This is a genomic window from Rheinheimera sp. ATLC3 (assembly GCF_059429535.1).
Window position 1 is genome coordinate 4,112,770 of the sequence record NZ_CM182103.1, and the last position, 15,733, is coordinate 4,128,502.

17 protein-coding genes are annotated in these 15,733 nt (G+C 47.9%); 5 read left to right on the plus strand and 12 right to left on the minus strand.

The window, feature by feature from the left end; genetic code table 11:
• Window position 1: 1 nt before the first annotated feature.
• A complete protein-coding gene (locus AC5SV9_RS19180) occupies window positions 2-1,288 on the minus strand; it encodes an anti-phage deoxyguanosine triphosphatase (protein WP_475150672.1) in 1,287 nt (428 codons plus the stop codon).
• A 173-nt stretch (window positions 1,289-1,461) separates the two neighbouring features.
• Here AC5SV9_RS19180 and AC5SV9_RS19185 point away from each other — a divergent pair, with 173 nt between their 5' ends.
• On the plus strand, window positions 1,462-1,770 hold the full coding sequence (locus AC5SV9_RS19185) for a YebG family protein (RefSeq protein WP_134055059.1): 309 nt from the start codon (window positions 1,462-1,464) through the stop codon (window positions 1,768-1,770).
• Here the strand turns inward: AC5SV9_RS19185 and AC5SV9_RS19190 are convergent.
• On the minus strand, window positions 1,767-3,164 hold the full coding sequence (locus tag AC5SV9_RS19190; protein WP_475150668.1) for an alanine/glycine:cation symporter family protein: 1,398 nt from the start codon (window positions 3,162-3,164) through the stop codon (window positions 1,767-1,769). The genes AC5SV9_RS19185 and AC5SV9_RS19190 overlap by 4 nt on opposite strands.
• 169 nt (window positions 3,165-3,333) lie before the next feature.
• Between AC5SV9_RS19190 and AC5SV9_RS19195 the strand changes: the two genes are divergently transcribed.
• Window positions 3,334-4,323 carry a cation diffusion facilitator family transporter gene (locus AC5SV9_RS19195; RefSeq protein ID WP_475150666.1) on the plus strand — a complete coding sequence of 330 codons (990 nt, stop codon included), beginning with the start codon at window positions 3,334-3,336 and terminating at the stop codon, window positions 4,321-4,323.
• A 51-nt stretch (window positions 4,324-4,374) separates the two neighbouring features.
• A complete protein-coding gene (locus AC5SV9_RS19200; RefSeq protein ID WP_475150664.1) occupies window positions 4,375-4,953 on the plus strand; it encodes a lipid-binding SYLF domain-containing protein in 579 nt (192 codons plus the stop codon).
• A 27-nt stretch (window positions 4,954-4,980) separates the two neighbouring features.
• On the opposite strand, the gene AC5SV9_RS19205 is transcribed toward AC5SV9_RS19200, so the two are convergent.
• Window positions 4,981-6,195 (minus strand): pyridoxal phosphate-dependent aminotransferase, encoded by a 1,215-nt coding sequence (locus AC5SV9_RS19205; protein ID WP_475150662.1) that lies wholly within the window; start codon window positions 6,193-6,195, stop codon window positions 4,981-4,983.
• A gap of 245 nt (window positions 6,196-6,440) precedes the next feature.
• Between AC5SV9_RS19205 and AC5SV9_RS19210 the strand changes: the two genes are divergently transcribed.
• Together AC5SV9_RS19210 and AC5SV9_RS19215 are read left to right on the plus strand one after the other, a co-directional pair.
• Entirely contained in the window at window positions 6,441-7,304 is an 864-nt protein-coding gene (locus AC5SV9_RS19210) for a glucosaminidase domain-containing protein (protein ID WP_475150659.1), read from the plus strand.
• 1 nt (window position 7,305) lies between these two features.
• The gene (locus AC5SV9_RS19215) at window positions 7,306-7,956 is read left to right on the plus strand and encodes a DUF2987 domain-containing protein (protein ID WP_475150658.1); all 651 of its coding nucleotides are present in this window, start codon (window positions 7,306-7,308) and stop codon (window positions 7,954-7,956) included.
• A gap of 12 nt (window positions 7,957-7,968) precedes the next feature.
• Here AC5SV9_RS19215 and ttcA read toward each other — a convergent pair whose 3' ends face one another.
• From ttcA to AC5SV9_RS19260, 9 genes are all read right to left on the minus strand, one after another.
• Window positions 7,969-8,907 (minus strand): tRNA 2-thiocytidine(32) synthetase TtcA, encoded by a 939-nt coding sequence (gene ttcA / locus AC5SV9_RS19220; RefSeq protein WP_475150656.1) that lies wholly within the window; start codon window positions 8,905-8,907, stop codon window positions 7,969-7,971.
• Window positions 8,908-8,986: 79 nt separating this feature from the next.
• Window positions 8,987-9,919, minus strand: coding sequence for a universal stress protein UspE (gene uspE, locus AC5SV9_RS19225; protein ID WP_475150654.1), 933 nt, complete (start codon window positions 9,917-9,919; stop codon window positions 8,987-8,989).
• A 96-nt stretch (window positions 9,920-10,015) separates the two neighbouring features.
• Window positions 10,016-10,729, minus strand: a complete 714-nt coding sequence (gene fnr / locus AC5SV9_RS19230; RefSeq protein WP_134055042.1) for a fumarate/nitrate reduction transcriptional regulator Fnr — start codon at window positions 10,727-10,729, stop codon at window positions 10,016-10,018.
• 42 nt (window positions 10,730-10,771) lie between these two features.
• Window positions 10,772-11,446, minus strand: coding sequence for a sulfite exporter TauE/SafE family protein (locus AC5SV9_RS19235; protein WP_475150652.1), 675 nt, complete (start codon window positions 11,444-11,446; stop codon window positions 10,772-10,774).
• Entirely contained in the window at window positions 11,443-11,637 is a 195-nt protein-coding gene (gene ccoS / locus AC5SV9_RS19240) for a cbb3-type cytochrome oxidase assembly protein CcoS (RefSeq protein WP_475150650.1), read from the minus strand. The genes AC5SV9_RS19235 and ccoS overlap by 4 nt, the downstream gene beginning before the upstream one ends.
• On the minus strand, window positions 11,634-14,012 hold the full coding sequence (locus AC5SV9_RS19245; RefSeq protein ID WP_475150648.1) for a heavy metal translocating P-type ATPase: 2,379 nt from the start codon (window positions 14,010-14,012) through the stop codon (window positions 11,634-11,636). Before AC5SV9_RS19245 ends, ccoS begins: the two co-directional genes overlap by 4 nt.
• Before the next feature lie 14 nt (window positions 14,013-14,026).
• Window positions 14,027-14,512 carry a FixH family protein gene (locus AC5SV9_RS19250; protein WP_134055034.1) on the minus strand — a complete coding sequence of 162 codons (486 nt, stop codon included), beginning with the start codon at window positions 14,510-14,512 and terminating at the stop codon, window positions 14,027-14,029.
• Between the two features lie 62 nt (window positions 14,513-14,574).
• Window positions 14,575-15,558: a cytochrome-c oxidase, cbb3-type subunit III gene (gene ccoP / locus AC5SV9_RS19255; RefSeq protein ID WP_475150646.1), complete on the minus strand. Its 984-nt coding sequence runs from the start codon at window positions 15,556-15,558 to the stop codon at window positions 14,575-14,577.
• Window positions 15,551-15,730 (minus strand): cbb3-type cytochrome oxidase subunit 3, encoded by a 180-nt coding sequence (locus tag AC5SV9_RS19260; RefSeq protein ID WP_134055030.1) that lies wholly within the window; start codon window positions 15,728-15,730, stop codon window positions 15,551-15,553. Before AC5SV9_RS19260 ends, ccoP begins: the two co-directional genes overlap by 8 nt.
• Window positions 15,731-15,733 lie beyond the last annotated feature (3 nt).

Below are 15,733 nucleotides of genomic sequence, written 5' to 3' on the forward strand. Positions count from 1 at the left end.
TTTAGCTATTTGCATACAGCCTCCGATACATATGCTCTGCGTAGTCATCGGTCATGCCGGATATATAATCACATATCACCCGGGTTTTAAGCTGCGCTGGTGCTTGTTGCCAACGCTGCTGGGTATTAGCAGGTAATAAACGTGACGGGTCCGATGAAAATGCATCAAACAAAGCCATCAGCATATTCTGGCAGCGAAAACGCGATTGCTGAATATCAGGCCGGGCGATAACACAGCGGAAGACCACCTGTTTCAGGCAATGCAAAATGGCTTGCGGCTCTTTGCTCAATACGGCGTTAAACCGGATCAGTGGCTCCTTCGCCTGGGGAAGGACTTCAGCCAAGCCGACCGAACTGATAAGCAGATTCACCAGTGAACCTATCGCGTCTTTACGTAAATGATGTTGGTTACTGAACAGCGCTGTGCTTATTTGCTGCATCATCTGCTTTAAATCGCTTGAAAGCGCTGCCCATTCTACTTCTGTATGTTGTTGCCACTGATTTTGGCTAATATTGCCAAGCACTATGGCGTCTTCCAAATCATGCACGCCATAGGCGATATCGTCGGCAAGCTCCATGATGGAGGCATCAAGCGACTTATAGCGTGATTTTATAAAAGGGGACTCGGTCAGCTGTTCGGTGCTTTGAAATAATACTCGGTCTGACGTGCTAAGCGGACTGAGGATCCAATCGAGGATATCGGCATCAGCAGCAAAAATGGCTTTAGTTGGTTTCCAGGGTGTTAAGTTAAGCGGGTTTTGCTGCGGCAGTGTTGTACTGGCCAGTGATGGCTGCAATACCGGGTATTTCAATAGGCCGAGTAAAGTTCGGCGGGATAAATCCATACCATGCTGCTGGGTATAAGGTTCAAGTTTTGCCACAATACGCAGTGTCTGGCCATTACCTTCAAAGCCACCGTCTTGCAACATTTTATAGTTCAGCGCCGTTTCACCGCCGTGACCAAAAGGCGGATGGCCGATATCATGCGCCAGACACAACGACTCCATCAGTGCATCCTGAGGCAAAATAGGTAATAGGTCTGCCGCCGTTTTACTGCGTAGCTGGCTAACCAGGCCAGTGCCAATTTGGGACGCTTCCAGAGAATGCGTTAAGCGGGTACGGTAAAAATCGTTCTGGCCAATACCCAGGATCTGAGTTTTTGCCTGTAAGCGACGAAAAGCAGCGGAATGAAGAATACGGGCCCGGTCGCGTTGCCATGGTGTGCGCTGATCACCCGGTCTGCTATCAGTGGCACCTGAGCGTCGTTCAGACCATACGGAAAAATCCATACTATTCCTTGATAATTCAAACTGCTAAGCAGTCATGGGCGGTTTTGCTTTTGGTTTTTATATTACGCCAATCGGTGCCAAAGTTCGAGTAGACAAAAGTGGCAATAAAACATTAGACAGCTGTATATTTATACTGTATAAAATAACAGTATTCTGAACAAGGGAGAAATACTATGGCTGTGATTATAAAGTATGTAGTAGAACGTAACGGAGCAGAGAAGATGACCTTTACCTCTAAAGCCGAAGCCGATGCTTATGACAAAATGCTTGATACTGCAGATGAGCTGAGTAGTTTTTTAACTGCGACTGAGCTGATGAGTAATGAAAAGCAGACAGAGGCTCTGGCTCTGTACCTGGCACAGCATAAAGACGATTTGCTAATAGCGCTTGGTGCGAAAAAGCCGGCTGCGAAAGCTGACAAAGCACCTGCCGCCAGCAAAACGGCTAAAGCCAGTATTGCTGCTGTAGAGCAAGCCGCTTAATGCGGCTGCTTTGTTTTTTGCCAGTACCGCTGTAGATCGGCTTTTACTTCAGGTAACAATAAATACAATGCCAGAATATTGGGTACGGCCATTAAAAAAATCATCGAATCAATAAAATTAAATACCGCCATCATGTTTGGCACGGCACCTATTGAAACAATTAAGCAAAACAGCACTTTATATAGCTGAGTCAAATGCTTGTTGTGGCCTACAATATAGCGCCAGCCGGTCAGGCCATAGTACGACCAGCTTATAACCGTTGAAAAACCAAACAGCAGTAAAGCCACCATCAATACCCATGGGAACCAGCTGAATACTGAAGCAAACGCACCTGAAGTGATTTGTACACCATCAAGGCCTGGCAGCTGATAAGCGCCGGTCAGGATAATAACCAAAGCGGTAATAGTGCAGATAACTACTGTGTCAATAAACGGTTCTAGCAAACCAACAAAGCCCTGGCTGACCGGATCTTTAACCTGAGCTGCGGCATGGGCTATAGGTGAAGAGCCAATGCCCGCTTCATTTGAATAGGCAGCGCGGCGAAACCCTTGGATAAGTACGCCAATAAAGCCACCATAGCCCGCTTCAGGGCTAAATGCGCTTTGTACAATCAGCCACAATGCGGCTGGTATTGCACTGGCATGTGTGGCCATAACAAATAGTGCGGCAATGAGATAGATACCACACATCAGAGGCACCAGTTTACTGGTCACCCGGGCGATACTTTTTAAACCGCCAATAATGACGGCGGCCACCAGCAGCGCATAAATTACACCAAACAGCCAGGCATTATCGAAGCCGGTAACCGTTTTTAGCTGCACAAAGCCCTGATTGACATGAACAAAACCGGCTGAACCAAAAATAACAAACACAGAAAACGCCAGCGCCAGCACACTGCCGACGACAGGCAGATTGTATTTGTCGAGCGCGGCTTTGATATAGTACATAGGCCCGCCGGATACGGAGCCATCGGCGTTGATCTGGCGGTACTTCACTGCAAGCGTACACTCGACAAACTTTGTTGACATCCCCAGTATGCCCGCCATGATCATCCAGAAAGTTGCGCCCGGGCCACCTAAACTGATTGCAACAGCCACGCCGGCAATATTACCTGTACCTACTGTTCCGGAAAGTGCTGTACTAAGCGCCTGAAACGGCGTAATTTCGCCTTTAGCGCCGCTACGCTGGTTATTGTTTAGTAAACTGATCGCATGTGTAAAACCACGCACATTGATAAAGCCAAGGTAGCAGGTAAACACCAGTGCTCCGCAAATCAGCCATACCAATACCAGAGGTACACTGATATTGTTAATATCAAATGCATAGAATACAACGGCAGCGATTTTAGTGGTCAGGCTTTCAAATGCCTGTTGCAAAGAAAAGTCAGTGATCATTAATTATTATCAGCAGTATGGACGGCTATATATGGCGACAAGACTACTGTGTTATTGCAGGCGAAACAAGAAATTATGTTAAGACCTGCTGTGCGGATTGTCCCTAAACGTTATTACTTTTATGCTCAGAGCACCTATGGCAGGAACTGCGGCAGTGGAGAGGATATAAATGACAGCATCTGAACAACGTAGTGATAACTCATCTGCACATCATCACAAGCACAGCCACAGCTCTCATCAGCACGACGCGCATGATCATCATAGCCATCATGGTTTTCATTCACATCATTACAGTGAAAGCAGCAATATCGCGCTGGCGTTCTGGCTTAATTTTTGTTTCGCGTTGATTGAGATAGCTGGCGGTATCTTAACCAATAGCGTCGCCATTATTGCCGATGCCATACATGACTTGGGAGACAGTCTGGCAATCGCATTCGCCTGGATTGCCAGTAAGGTTGCAAAAAAGCAGCCTACAGAACACTACAGCTATGGTTTCAGGCGCTGGTCTTTGTTAAGTGCGCTGATAAGCGGCCTGATCTTGTTGTCTGGCTCTGCCTGGGTGCTATCTGAAGCGATTCCCCGCTTGTGGCAGCCACAATTACCGCATACCGGCGGCATGTTTGCGCTGGCTATCCTTGGCATAGCAATCAATGGTGTTGCCGTACTGCGTTTACGCAGTGGTAAAACGCAGAATGAAAAAATACTCAGCTGGCATTTACTGGAAGATGTATTAGGCTGGGTAGCGGTGCTGATTGGTGCTGTAGCAATGTATTTTACCGGCTGGGCCTGGCTGGACCCGGCGCTGTGTATTGGTTTTAGCGTGTTTATTTTATTTAATGTGCTTAAAAACCTGCGCCAGACATTAAGTCTGTTTTTACAGGTGTCGCCAGATCCGAAGTTACAGCAAACTATTACCAGCCAACTGGCTGAACTGGATTTCGTTAACTCGTTACACCATGTGCATTTATGGTCGCTGGACGGTGAACAGCACGTACTGACGATGCATGTTGAAATTGCTACACCGGCAGATCTGTCACAGCAGCTGGCGTACAAAAAACGCATCGCCTCGCTATTGGCACCTTACAACCTCAGCCATACTACCGTTGAATTTGAAATCAGTGGTGAAGAATGCCGTGATACCGGCGCTGTGGTTAAGTGATACTTCAGCAAACCCAGCTACACTGTTTGAGAACCTTTCAAGGAGTAAGCTATGTTGATGAAATCTTATCAGAAAATACTGGCTATTTTGCTGTTTTCACTGTTTGCGCTAGTGCAGGGCTGCGCCGGTGGTGTGAACGCGACGGCCGCCGAGCAACGCAATGCAATTCATCAGATGCGCTCTGATGTGCTATCTCAGCTATACCGTGAAAAATCCAGCGCCCGTGCTGAAGTGGAGGGGGCACCCGGCTATGCGACGTTCAGCAATGCCAATGTAAACCTTATTCTGGCAAGCGTGGGTGGCGGGTACGGCATTGTACATAACAACCGTACCGGTAAAGAGACGTACATGAAAATGGGCGAACTGGGTCTTGGTCTGGGCGCTGGCGTGAAAGATTTCCGCCTGGTGCTGGTGTTTCATACACCGGAAGCCCTGCAACGCTTTATTGACCATGGCTGGGCGTTTGGTGCTCAGGCTGACGCGGCTGCAAAAGCCGGTGATAAGGGCGGCGCTGTTGGGGCTGAAGCCAGTGTCGATGATGTGAGTATTTATCAGTTTACGGAAGCTGGCCTTGCGCTGCAGGCAACCGTTAAAGGTACCAAGTTCTGGGTAGATAACGACTTGAACTAGAAAAAGGCAGCTTAGCTGCCTTTTCCGTCACTGGCTATAACCTGGCAAAAACTGTGCAAGCTTACCTATGGCCGTTGCTAACTGCTCTTTGTGTGGCAGGAATACGATACGGAAATGATCCGGCTCTGGCCAGTTAAAGGCGCGTCCATGCACTAACAGCACTTTGTGCTGGCGCAGAAAATCCAGTACAAACACCTCATCATCTTTGATACGAAATTTCTTCCGATCTATCTTTGGGAATAAATACATCGCACCTTTAGGCCGCATACAGCTGATACCATCAATATCAGTCACCAGTTTATGGGCCAAATCCATTTGATCATATAATCTGCCGCCTGGCACAATAAGTTCATTAATGCTCTGATACCCGCCCAGAGCGGTTTGTACGGCATGCTGACAGGGCACGTTTGCACATAACCGCATCGACGCCAGCACATTTAAGCCTTCAATATAATTCTGTGCCAGATGCTTTGCGCCGGAAATAAATAACCAGCCAACGCGAAAACCTGCAATCCGGTAATTTTTAGACAAACCACCAAATGTCAGCATAATAAGGTCGTCTGCTAAAGACGCAGTACTGACATGCTCGGTGCCGTCATACAGCACTTTGTCATAGATTTCGTCACTCAATACCACTAGCCGGTGTTCGCGGGCAATTTTTAGCAGGTCTTGTAAGAAAGCTTTATCGTACACCGCACCTGTCGGGTTATTGGGGTTTATTAGCACTATGGCTTTGGTCTTTTTACTGATTTTCTCTTTAATATCATTAAGGTCCGGGTACCAATCCTGTTGCTCGTCACAACGGTAGTGTACGGGTTTTCCGCCGGCCAGGTTAACGGCAGCTGTCCATAACGGGTAATCGGGAGAGGGGACAAGCACTTCATCGCTGTTATTCAGTAGTGCCTGTAAGGACATTAGGATCAGTTCAGATACCCCATTGCCAATATAAACATCGTCGGCATCTGCGCCTAAAATGCCACGCTGCTGGTAGTATTGCGCAACAGCTACACGGGCGCTGTATATGCCCTGAGAATCTGAATACCCCTGCGCAGTTGGCAGGTTATGAATGACATGTTTAAGAATTTCATCCGGTGCTTCAAAACCAAAAGGCGCGGGATTGCCAATATTCAGTTTCAGGATCCGATGGCCTTCCTCCTCCATTCTTTTTGCTTCCCTGGCGACAGGGCCCCGTATGTCGTAGCAGACTCCGTCTAATTTTGTCGAGCGCTCAATGGGTTTCATAACAACGACCTTATTATCTCCGTATTATCCGTCCAGACAGCTATATAGCTGTGAGCGAACAGTTTTTACATAACTGATGTTGCTTTGCAATGGCCATCAAGCTGTTTTAAGCAAAAAAAGCAGCCAAAACACATTTTCATCGTATAAATTTGCGGGGGCAGGTAAAATAGCCACGTTTTGTAGTAACGAACCGGTTATCAACATAGCAAAGGTGCTATGCAGGCAGGGTAACCCACAGGTGACAGATGGTATTAAAGCGAATAAGTATTTTGGTGTTCTGGCTGGTTGTTGCGGCAGCAGCGTTAAGTCCGTTTTCAGAGCTCGAGCCGGTTAAGCAGCTTGACTCCCTGGAAGAGTGGCAAAAGCCCAGCCGCCTTACTGCATTAAACGAAGCTGATAAAAAGAAGGTCCTGCAACGTCTTGCCTATACGCAACCGATGCCGGTATTCAGTTCGTTACCTGACTTTGACAGTGTCGCCGATACGACAGAAAAAAAACGGCTGTTTTTCAACTATCTTCGCCCTTATGTAAAACGTGAAAACGCACGGCTACGGTCTTTGCGCCAACAGCTATTAGACATTCGAGACAAAAAGCAAAAGCGGCTGCGTATTTCGTTAGAGGAATATGCGTTTTTGTACAGTCTGTATGACGAGTTTCGTATGGATGTTGCAGAAAGTGACATCACCATGTTGGATGAGCTGTTAGAGCGTGTTGATGTGATCCCGGATACACTGGTGCTGATGCAGGCAGCGAATGAGTCAGCCTGGGGGACCAGCCGTTTTGCGATTGAAGGTTATAACTTTTTCGGTCAGTGGTGTTTTCGTGAGGGTTGTGGCATGGTTCCGCAGTCCCGTGTCGAAGGCAGCTACCATGAAGTAGCAAAATTCAATAGCCCTGCTGCCAGTATAAAAAGCTATTTTTATAATTTAAATACCTTCCATACCTATGATCATCTGCGTGATATTCGTGCCAGACTGCGCGAAGAGGGGAAACCCGTGCGGGGAGAGGCGCTGGCTGCCGGCTTAGGAGCGTACTCAGAGCGCGGCGAAGAATATATTGCTGAAATCAGCGGCATGATCCGGTTTAACCGCAAGCTTTTGGAAGAATAATATGCGTTATCTGTTTCTACTGGCAGCGTTGTTGCTAACGATGCCAGCTACAGCTGATTTACAGCTTAACTATAATGGTTTTTACGGCAGGATGAAGAAACTGCAGCAGCCGCAATACAGTGATATTACTCTGGCTTTTGCACTTACCGGAGTGAAAAGCGGTAAGGCGTGCCGGTTTTATAGTTTAAAGCTGGTAAGTGATCAGCACGACATTGCCGTTGATATTGCTGGCAACGGCGAGCTTAGTCTGCCGTATGATGAAGCGTTAAAAGATAGCAATGCTGTTTTACTGCTGCGTCAGGCCGACAATGCTGAGGCTTGTCAGGTAGAGATGCGGCTGCGCTCGCGCATGCGCTTGCCATCGTCACTGGATCTTACCACCTTACAACATTATCAGCAGCAGTTTGACCTGTTACTGGATGATATGGCGGGGATCAGTAAATACTGGCTGCCGGCGGTCAGTGGGGTTATTGCTGAATTTAGCTCTGACACTGTTGTGGTAGATATCAAAGAGGCCGCTGCTGACAGTACAAGGTGTAAAGCTAAGCGCTGTTATATAAAACTAAGTGATGCTATGCCAGCAAACAGCCGCTGGTCTTTTAACGAGCGGCCGGCGTACCTGTTGCCATTACTGCAAAGTAAAGCTGACTAAATCCTGCACAGGCTAACTTAATGCGATGATCTGTACATTGCTATGGCGGGCAGTACCGTCCTGTTCAGCAGTGTCATCATCCTGCTCTAACCCTACCGGAATGGCAGGTACAGCAGCTTTATCAAAGGCGGTATCACGTTCGCTAAGTTCAGTATCTTTACTTAATGTAGCGAAACTAAACAAGTTAGTGTCAATCATGTGTGAGGGTACTATGTTTTGCATAGCCTGAAACATGGTTTCAATGCGGCCAGGAAAGCGTTTATCCCAATCCTGTAGCATTTCTTTGACAACCTGGCGCTGTAACCCATCCTGCGAGCCACAAAGGTTACATGGAATTATTGGAAACTGTTTCGCTTGCGCATACTTTTCAATATCTTTCTCTTTGCAGTATGCCAGCGGGCGGATCACAATATGTTCGCCGTTATCGCTAACCAGTTTAGGTGGCATTGACTTCATTTTTCCACCGTAGAACATATTCAAAAATAAGGTTTCCAGCATATCGTCACGGTGATGGCCCAGTGCAATCTTGGTTGCCCCCAGCTCTTTTGCTGTACGGTATAAAATGCCCCGGCGCAATCTGGAGCAAAGTGAACAGGTCGTTTTACCTTCGGGGATTTTTTCTTTGACGATAGAATAGGTATCTTCGGTAACAATTTTAAAATCGACGCCGATTTGGCTTAAATAACCGGGTAATACCTCAGCCGGAAAACCAGGTTGTTTCTGGTCCAAGTTCACGGCAACAATAGAAAAGTTTATCGGTGCTGACTGTTGCAGGTTTAACAGGATATCCAACAGGGTATACGAGTCTTTACCGCCGGATAAGCACACCATAATTTTGTCGCCTTCTTCAACCATATTGAAGTCAGCAATAGCCTGACCAACGCCCCGGCGCAGGCGCTTATGCAGTTTATTTAAATTGTATTGGGCTTTGGCTTGCGCTGCGTGCGTCATAAAACAGAAGTACCACTAAAGAAAATGGCGCACATTATAACGAAGCATGCGCCAATACCAAAGCTGTCAATAATAAATCTCAGTCTTTCTGCAGCGGACAGACGAAATTAGCCGGTTTTACTGCCAATACATCACAATCCAGCCGGTCAATCACATGCTCGGCGGTATTACCGATAATCGCAGCGGATAAACCGGTGCGGCCTATAGTGCCGATCACCACCATTTCAGCATCCAGCCTGGTTGCCAGCTCAGGCAGCACATCTTCCGGCATGCCTTCTTTGACATGGTAATGTTCACTATCAATATCATATTGGCTCGCTAATGTTGAAACGGCTTCAATATGATGATGTTTCATCGTGCTGTTGTATTCTTGCGGGTTAAACTCCGGTATTTCGATGGCAATGTTTACCGGGGTACCGGGGTAAGCATTGACGAGATGAGTCTGGGCATTTAACAGGCTGGCCATTTTAAGTGCAGTCGCGGTGACTTTCTGGTTTAGTTCCAGATGGTGTTCCTGTTCACTGCCGGCGTTGACTGCTGCAATGATATTACCACCTTGCGGCCAGTCGTGATCTTTGACTAACAGCACAGGGCAGGGGCACTTACGCAGAATATGCCAGTCTGTCGGTGTGAAAATCATCGATTTTAATACATCGTGGTCATGAGTACCTTTTATAACTAAATCGTAATTGTCTTCCAGTACTGCCAGCACAACGGCCTCGAATGGCCGATTGTGCCAAACCACTTTGATATCGATATTCACACCGCCGGCGCGTGCGGCGGCCAGATAATCACTGATCCACAGCTCACGGTCTTTTATTACCGCCTGGCGCATGGATTCACGTTCCTCGCCGGATAGCATAGTGGTCATTTCATAAGAAAAATCATAGACGGACAGGAAAGCGGTAAGTTTACCGCCCTGTAAACGGACGAGTTCTATTGCACGGTTAAGTGCTTTTTGCTTGTCGACAGTAGGATCCAGTACAACCAATACATTACTGTAAGTTGACATAAGCTGCTCCACGTTGCGGTTACTGCATTAAGTGTAGCCAAAATAACGTGAACTGACCCAGACTTACTTGCGCTGGCGCAAAGAACAGTGAACTAATTAGCAATGTGCGGTAAGGGCACCTAGCTTGGACAGCGCTGTTTTATCATTAATGCTGATGAGCTTGCCGTTAACCTGGATCAGCTGTTCTTTGTCCAGTTTACTGAGCAGACGGCTGATGGTTTCTACCGTAAGCCCCAGATAGTTACCAATGTCGCTACGGGTCATCGTCAAACGAAACTCGCTGCCGGAAAAACCACGGCTGGCGTACCGCTGTGCCAGCTGTGATAAAAACGTCGCCAGTTTCTGCTCTGCTGTTTTGCGGTTTAGTAATAACATCATCTGCTGATCAGCCTGAATGTCCTCGCTCATCAGGCGCATCATTTGCTGACGTAACCGGGGCAGCTGGTCAAGTAGGGTTTCAAGATTTGGCAGCGGAATTTCACACACCATCGCCGTTTCCAGCGCTTCGGCGTAGCTAGGATGCTGTTGGTTGCTCAGAGCATCAAAACCAACAATATCACCCGGCAGATGAAAACCAGTAATTTGCTGCTCGCCCTGCTCAGTCAGTGTAAAGGTTTTAAACGAGCCGGTACGTATCGCGTAAAGGCAGCGTTGTGTTTGGCCGGCTTCAAATAGCATATCGGCTTTATGTAATGGCTTTTTACGCTGGATGATATCATCCAGACGATTCAGCTCAGTGTCGTTAAGCGAAAACGGTAAACATAACTGACTGAAACCGCAGTCCTGACAATTGATCGCTGAGCGTTGCATAGATACATCCTTTACGCTAAATACCGGTACACGACGGCTAGGTTAGAAAATCAGACGGCGAATGGCAAGCCAAATCGTATAGCTGGCATAAATAGCCAAAGCTGCGGCGATGATATAGCGCAGTAACGGAGTATTTTTAAGCTTGTTTAACAGTTGCGCCGCACTGCCGCTGAGCAGTATCGCCGGTAGCGTGCCGATACCAAAACTAAACATGATTAATGCGCCCTGTAACATGCTGCCACTGGCCAGGCTCCAGCCCAGCGTGCTGTATACCAGGCCACAGGGAAGGGCACCCCAGCACAGGCCATAGCTGTAGGCCTTGATACCAGAGTTTAGAGGCAACAATTTTTTCGCCAGCGGTAGTACGTAGCGCCATAATCGTTGCCCCAGTTTTTCCAGATGGATGAGGCCAAACCATAACCGGCTGATATAGAGTGCCATCATTAGCAGCAATATACCGGCAACTAAACGTAGCCAAAGTAACGATACACCGGCAGCCTGCATAGCGCTAACGCCAAAATAACCCACTGCTGCGCCAAACAGGCTGTAGGTTGTCAGCCGGCCTAAACTTAGCAGCAGTTGCAGGCGCAACTTCTGCAGTGGTGACTGTTGCGGCATAGACAGCTGCAAAGCGGCTGCAATACCACCACACATTACCAGACAGTGGCTGCTACCGAGCAAACCGATAATCAACGCTGCCAGTAAATCGGTGTTCATTGTCTAGGTGGCTGCTGTTCGTCGTCGGAAGGGGCGCTGCGACTTTGCGGCTTGTTATCATCAAACAGAATACTAAAACCTTCCTTATCCAGATCTTCAAACTGTTTACTGCGAACAGCCCAGAAAAATACCGCTAATCCTATGATAACAAACAAGATAGCGATTGGGATCAGGACGTAAATAACACTCATTTTTTAAGTAGCCTTAAAGAGTTTGATACCACCAGTAACGAGCTGAATGACATACCCAGCACTGCGATATAAGGCGAAACAAAACCGGCAACAGCCAATGGGATAATAATCAGGTTATAGCCAGCGGACCAATACAGATTTTGTTTAATAACGTTTTGTGCATTACTGCTTTCAGTAAGCAGGTGTTCAAGTAAACCGATACTGGGCTGCAACAATAACACATCGGCCTGATTTTTTGACAGGTCACTGCCAGTCTCCAGCGTTACAGACACATGCGCTGCGTGAAATGCCGGATTATCGTTAATACCGTCGCCCAGCATCAGCACTTTATGCCCGTCGTTCACCAAACGCTCGATTTCTGTTACTTTTTGCTCAGGTGTACACCCTTTACGCATAAAATTAAACTGCAATTGCTGTTGTAGCAGTTGTGCCTGTGCTGAGTTGTCACCGGTCAACATTACCAGCTTGTAGCCTGCTGTGCGCAGCCGCGCAATCAGCGAAGGTACTTCTGGGCGTACCGCATCCTGTAACCATATCTCGGCGATACATATATCGTTTATTGTCAGAAACACCATTGCATCTGATGACGTACTGAGTTTACAAAAAGCCAAACTGCCAACTTTGACGGGCATACTGTTGTAATTTGTCTGAATACCGGCGCCTACACTGATCTCCGTCTCAGTTAATGGCAGAGGCGCGCAAAGATAGGGTTTAAAAGCTCTGGCAATCGGATGTTCTGAAAATTGTTCTATATTGGCTATCAGGTTCAGCACATCTGCACGGCTGTACTCAGCGCTATTGATTTTAACCTCGGCGACAGAAAAACGACCTTCAGTCAGGGTGCCGGTTTTATCAAAAACCAGATGGGTTAGCTGCGGCAGCACATCAAGTACCGTTGAGTGCTTTATCAGAATGCCGCGCCGGTTCAGGCTGGCCAGCGCGCAGGTAACCGCCGTCGGGGCTGCCAGGCTTAGTGCACAGGGACAGGTAGCAACCAGCACCGACAACGTGATCCAAAAAGCGCGGTCAGCGTCGAGCCAGAAGTACCATAGCGCAAAAGTTGCTACTGCTATCACTAATAAGCGTTCAACAAAATAGCGCGCCAGTTGATCGGTCTTTTGCAGTACTGCTGGCTTCTGACTTAATGTTCTTTGCTGCAGTGCGATAATCTGTCCCAGATGTGATGCTGCCAGAGGCTGGCTCACTTTAACCTGCAGCAAGCCATCATGATTGGTAGTGCCTGCCAGCACTTTGTCGCCACATTGTTTTGTTACGGCAGCGTATTCGCCTGTTAGCATGGACTCATCAGTCGAACTGTTGCCGCTGATAATAACGCCATCTGCTGCGATGGTTTCACCGGGTTTTACCAGTATCACATCACCGGCTCTGAGCCTTTTGGCGGAAACAGCCTGCGGCTGATTATCCTGTAACAGCGTTGCCGCAACAGGCATAATCTTCAACAGGTTGCTGGTGGCATCCCGGGCGCGGGAGCGGGCGCGATATTCAAAAAATTTACCCAGCTGCAGTAAAAAGGTAAACATACATACAGATTCAAAATAGACTTCGCCGGTACTGAATATCGTCGCGTAAGCTGAAGCAAAAAAGGTGTAATACACCGCTAAGCTGACCGGTACATCCATATTCAGCTGGCGGGCTTTGATACCGCGCCAGGCGCTTTGCACGAATGGCAGCGCAGCGTATAGCACTACCGGCAAGGTTAGCACCAGGCTAATCCAGCGCAGATAGCCCTGATGTGAGGCTTCAATGCCGGTGTAGTCACCAAAATACAGTGCAACCGCCAACATCATAACCTGCATAGTCATGATACCTGACACGGCTAGTCGCTTTAAAAACCGGTTCAGTTCTGCTTTAAATGCTTGCTCCTCATTGTCAGCTACAAAGGGGCTGGCCTGGTAGCCGATAGCTGCAAGCTTGCTGAGGATAACGCTAAGTGGCGTTTTATCAGCCTGCCAGATCAAGTGACAGCGCTGTGTGGCAGAATTAACCGTGACTTGATGAACGGTATTCAACTGGCGCAGTTGTTTTTCAATCAACCAGGCACAGGCTGCACAACTGATGCCGGTGACGGATAATGATATTTCGGTTAAATCGCCTTGTTGTACACTGACATCGGCCAACACATCGGGCGCATCGTACTCTGCCAGTGTATCGGCAAGTTCTTCTGGCAGCGCATAACGGCTGGCAGGTTCAGTTCTAAAACGGTAATAATCGCTCAGACCACTGGATATGATGGTGTCTGCGATGGCCTGACAACCGGCACAGCAGAATTGCCGCTGCTGATTATCAAAAGAAAGCGTAAAGTTAAAACCGTCCGGTATCGGCTCATTACAGTGAAAACAACGTTCAGCAGTCACTGAGAAAACCCTACTCAATAGCCAAGTTTAATTTCGGTTGCCGCAGGTAGGTGCAGCTCTGCCCTGAGTTTCCATTCTTTACTGGCATCTGATACTACCAGCTGCCATTTTCCTGTAGGCGATAGCGGTAAATTAGCGACATACAGTAATTCACCGCTACGCTCTGCATCCAGAGCAAAATCACGCGCGGCAAGGGTAGGGTGATAAAAATCCAGATGCACTTCGCCTTCAAGCACAGCATTTTCAGCAAAGCGCACTATGGCTTTGTTACCTGCAATCAGAATAGTGGCCTGTAAATTTCGCAGTGCAGCCTCGCGGTATTTCGCCAGTTGCATATTAATTGCCCGGCCTTCTTTGTAGTAATCGTCTACGACCAGATCGGGAGAGTTTTGCTGCATAATAAAAACGGTGTGTACTGCTTTTAGGGCGGTAAAAACCGGGATAGCAATTAACAGCCATGGCCACAGCTGCTTATACCAGGGTTTAGTGTCGTGCTGCATCGCTACCTCTAAACATAGAAATAAGCCCCAAACAGGGGCTTATTCTTTTGCGGACTGCCAGATTACTGTTGAGCGTCAGGCTTATCCGGGTTTGATAACCGGTATACATAAGCGGTCAGAATATGTACTTTGTCTTCACCCAGTACATTTTTCCATGCCGGCATGACGCCATTACGGCCTTTGGTCAGAGTTTCAGCAACAGTATCTGCAGAGCCACCGTATAACCAGATATTGTCTGTCAGGTTAGGTGCACCAAATGGCAGATTGTGCGCCACACTGCCTTTGCCGTCGGCACCATGGCAGGCTGCACACAGTGCAAACTTAGCTTTGCCTGCTTCAGCGTCACGATCATTCACTGCGCGGCCTGATAAACTCAATACGTAAGCTGTCATTTCTTTTATGCCGTGCTCACCCAAAGCGTCGAACCAGGCAGGCATTGCTGCTTTACGACCGTATAGCAGTGTTTCTTTGATTTTGTCCGGTGAGCCACCATACAGCCAGTCGTTGTCTGTCAGGTTAGGGAAGCCTTGCTGACCGCGCGCATCTGAGCCGTGACACAGAGCACAGTTTTGTAAAAACAAGCGCTGACCAATTTTGATAGCTTCGTCATCATACGCCAGATCCAGTACATCACGCTTCGCATACTGCTCGAAAATCGGGCCATATACTTCCTGCGCATGGACCACTTCACGGTCAAGCTGCACGTTTAAGCCTTCTGCCCTGGCATGTTCAGCAGCCAGGCGAGACTCTTCCAGTGATTTCACACCCTGATTTGAGCTGGTCCAGCCTAAAAAGCCTTTCCAGTTTCCCAGCCCCGGGTAAGCCGCCAGATAGTACACTGACCATACCAGCGTCAGGACAAACATATAGGTCCACCAACGCGGTAAAGGGTTGTTGATTTCCTCAATACCGTCTACTTCGTGGCCGGTGTTCTGATCTTCCGGCACGCCTACGTGGTTGGTGAGGTTCCATTTCAACAGCACGGCGCAGCCAATCAGCACCGGCAGGGTTAACACTATGATCCAAGCACTCCAAAAGCTACTCATGATCCGACTCCTGTTTGTTTTTTTGTTGTGCTTTCTGTTCGTCGTCAAAAACCAGATTTGCCGCCTGATCAAAATCAGATTTACGCTTTTTGCTGTATGCCCAGATTACGAAGGCGACAAAGCCGACAAACAAAATCACGGTAAAAATACTATGTAACGTTGCGTATTCCATGAG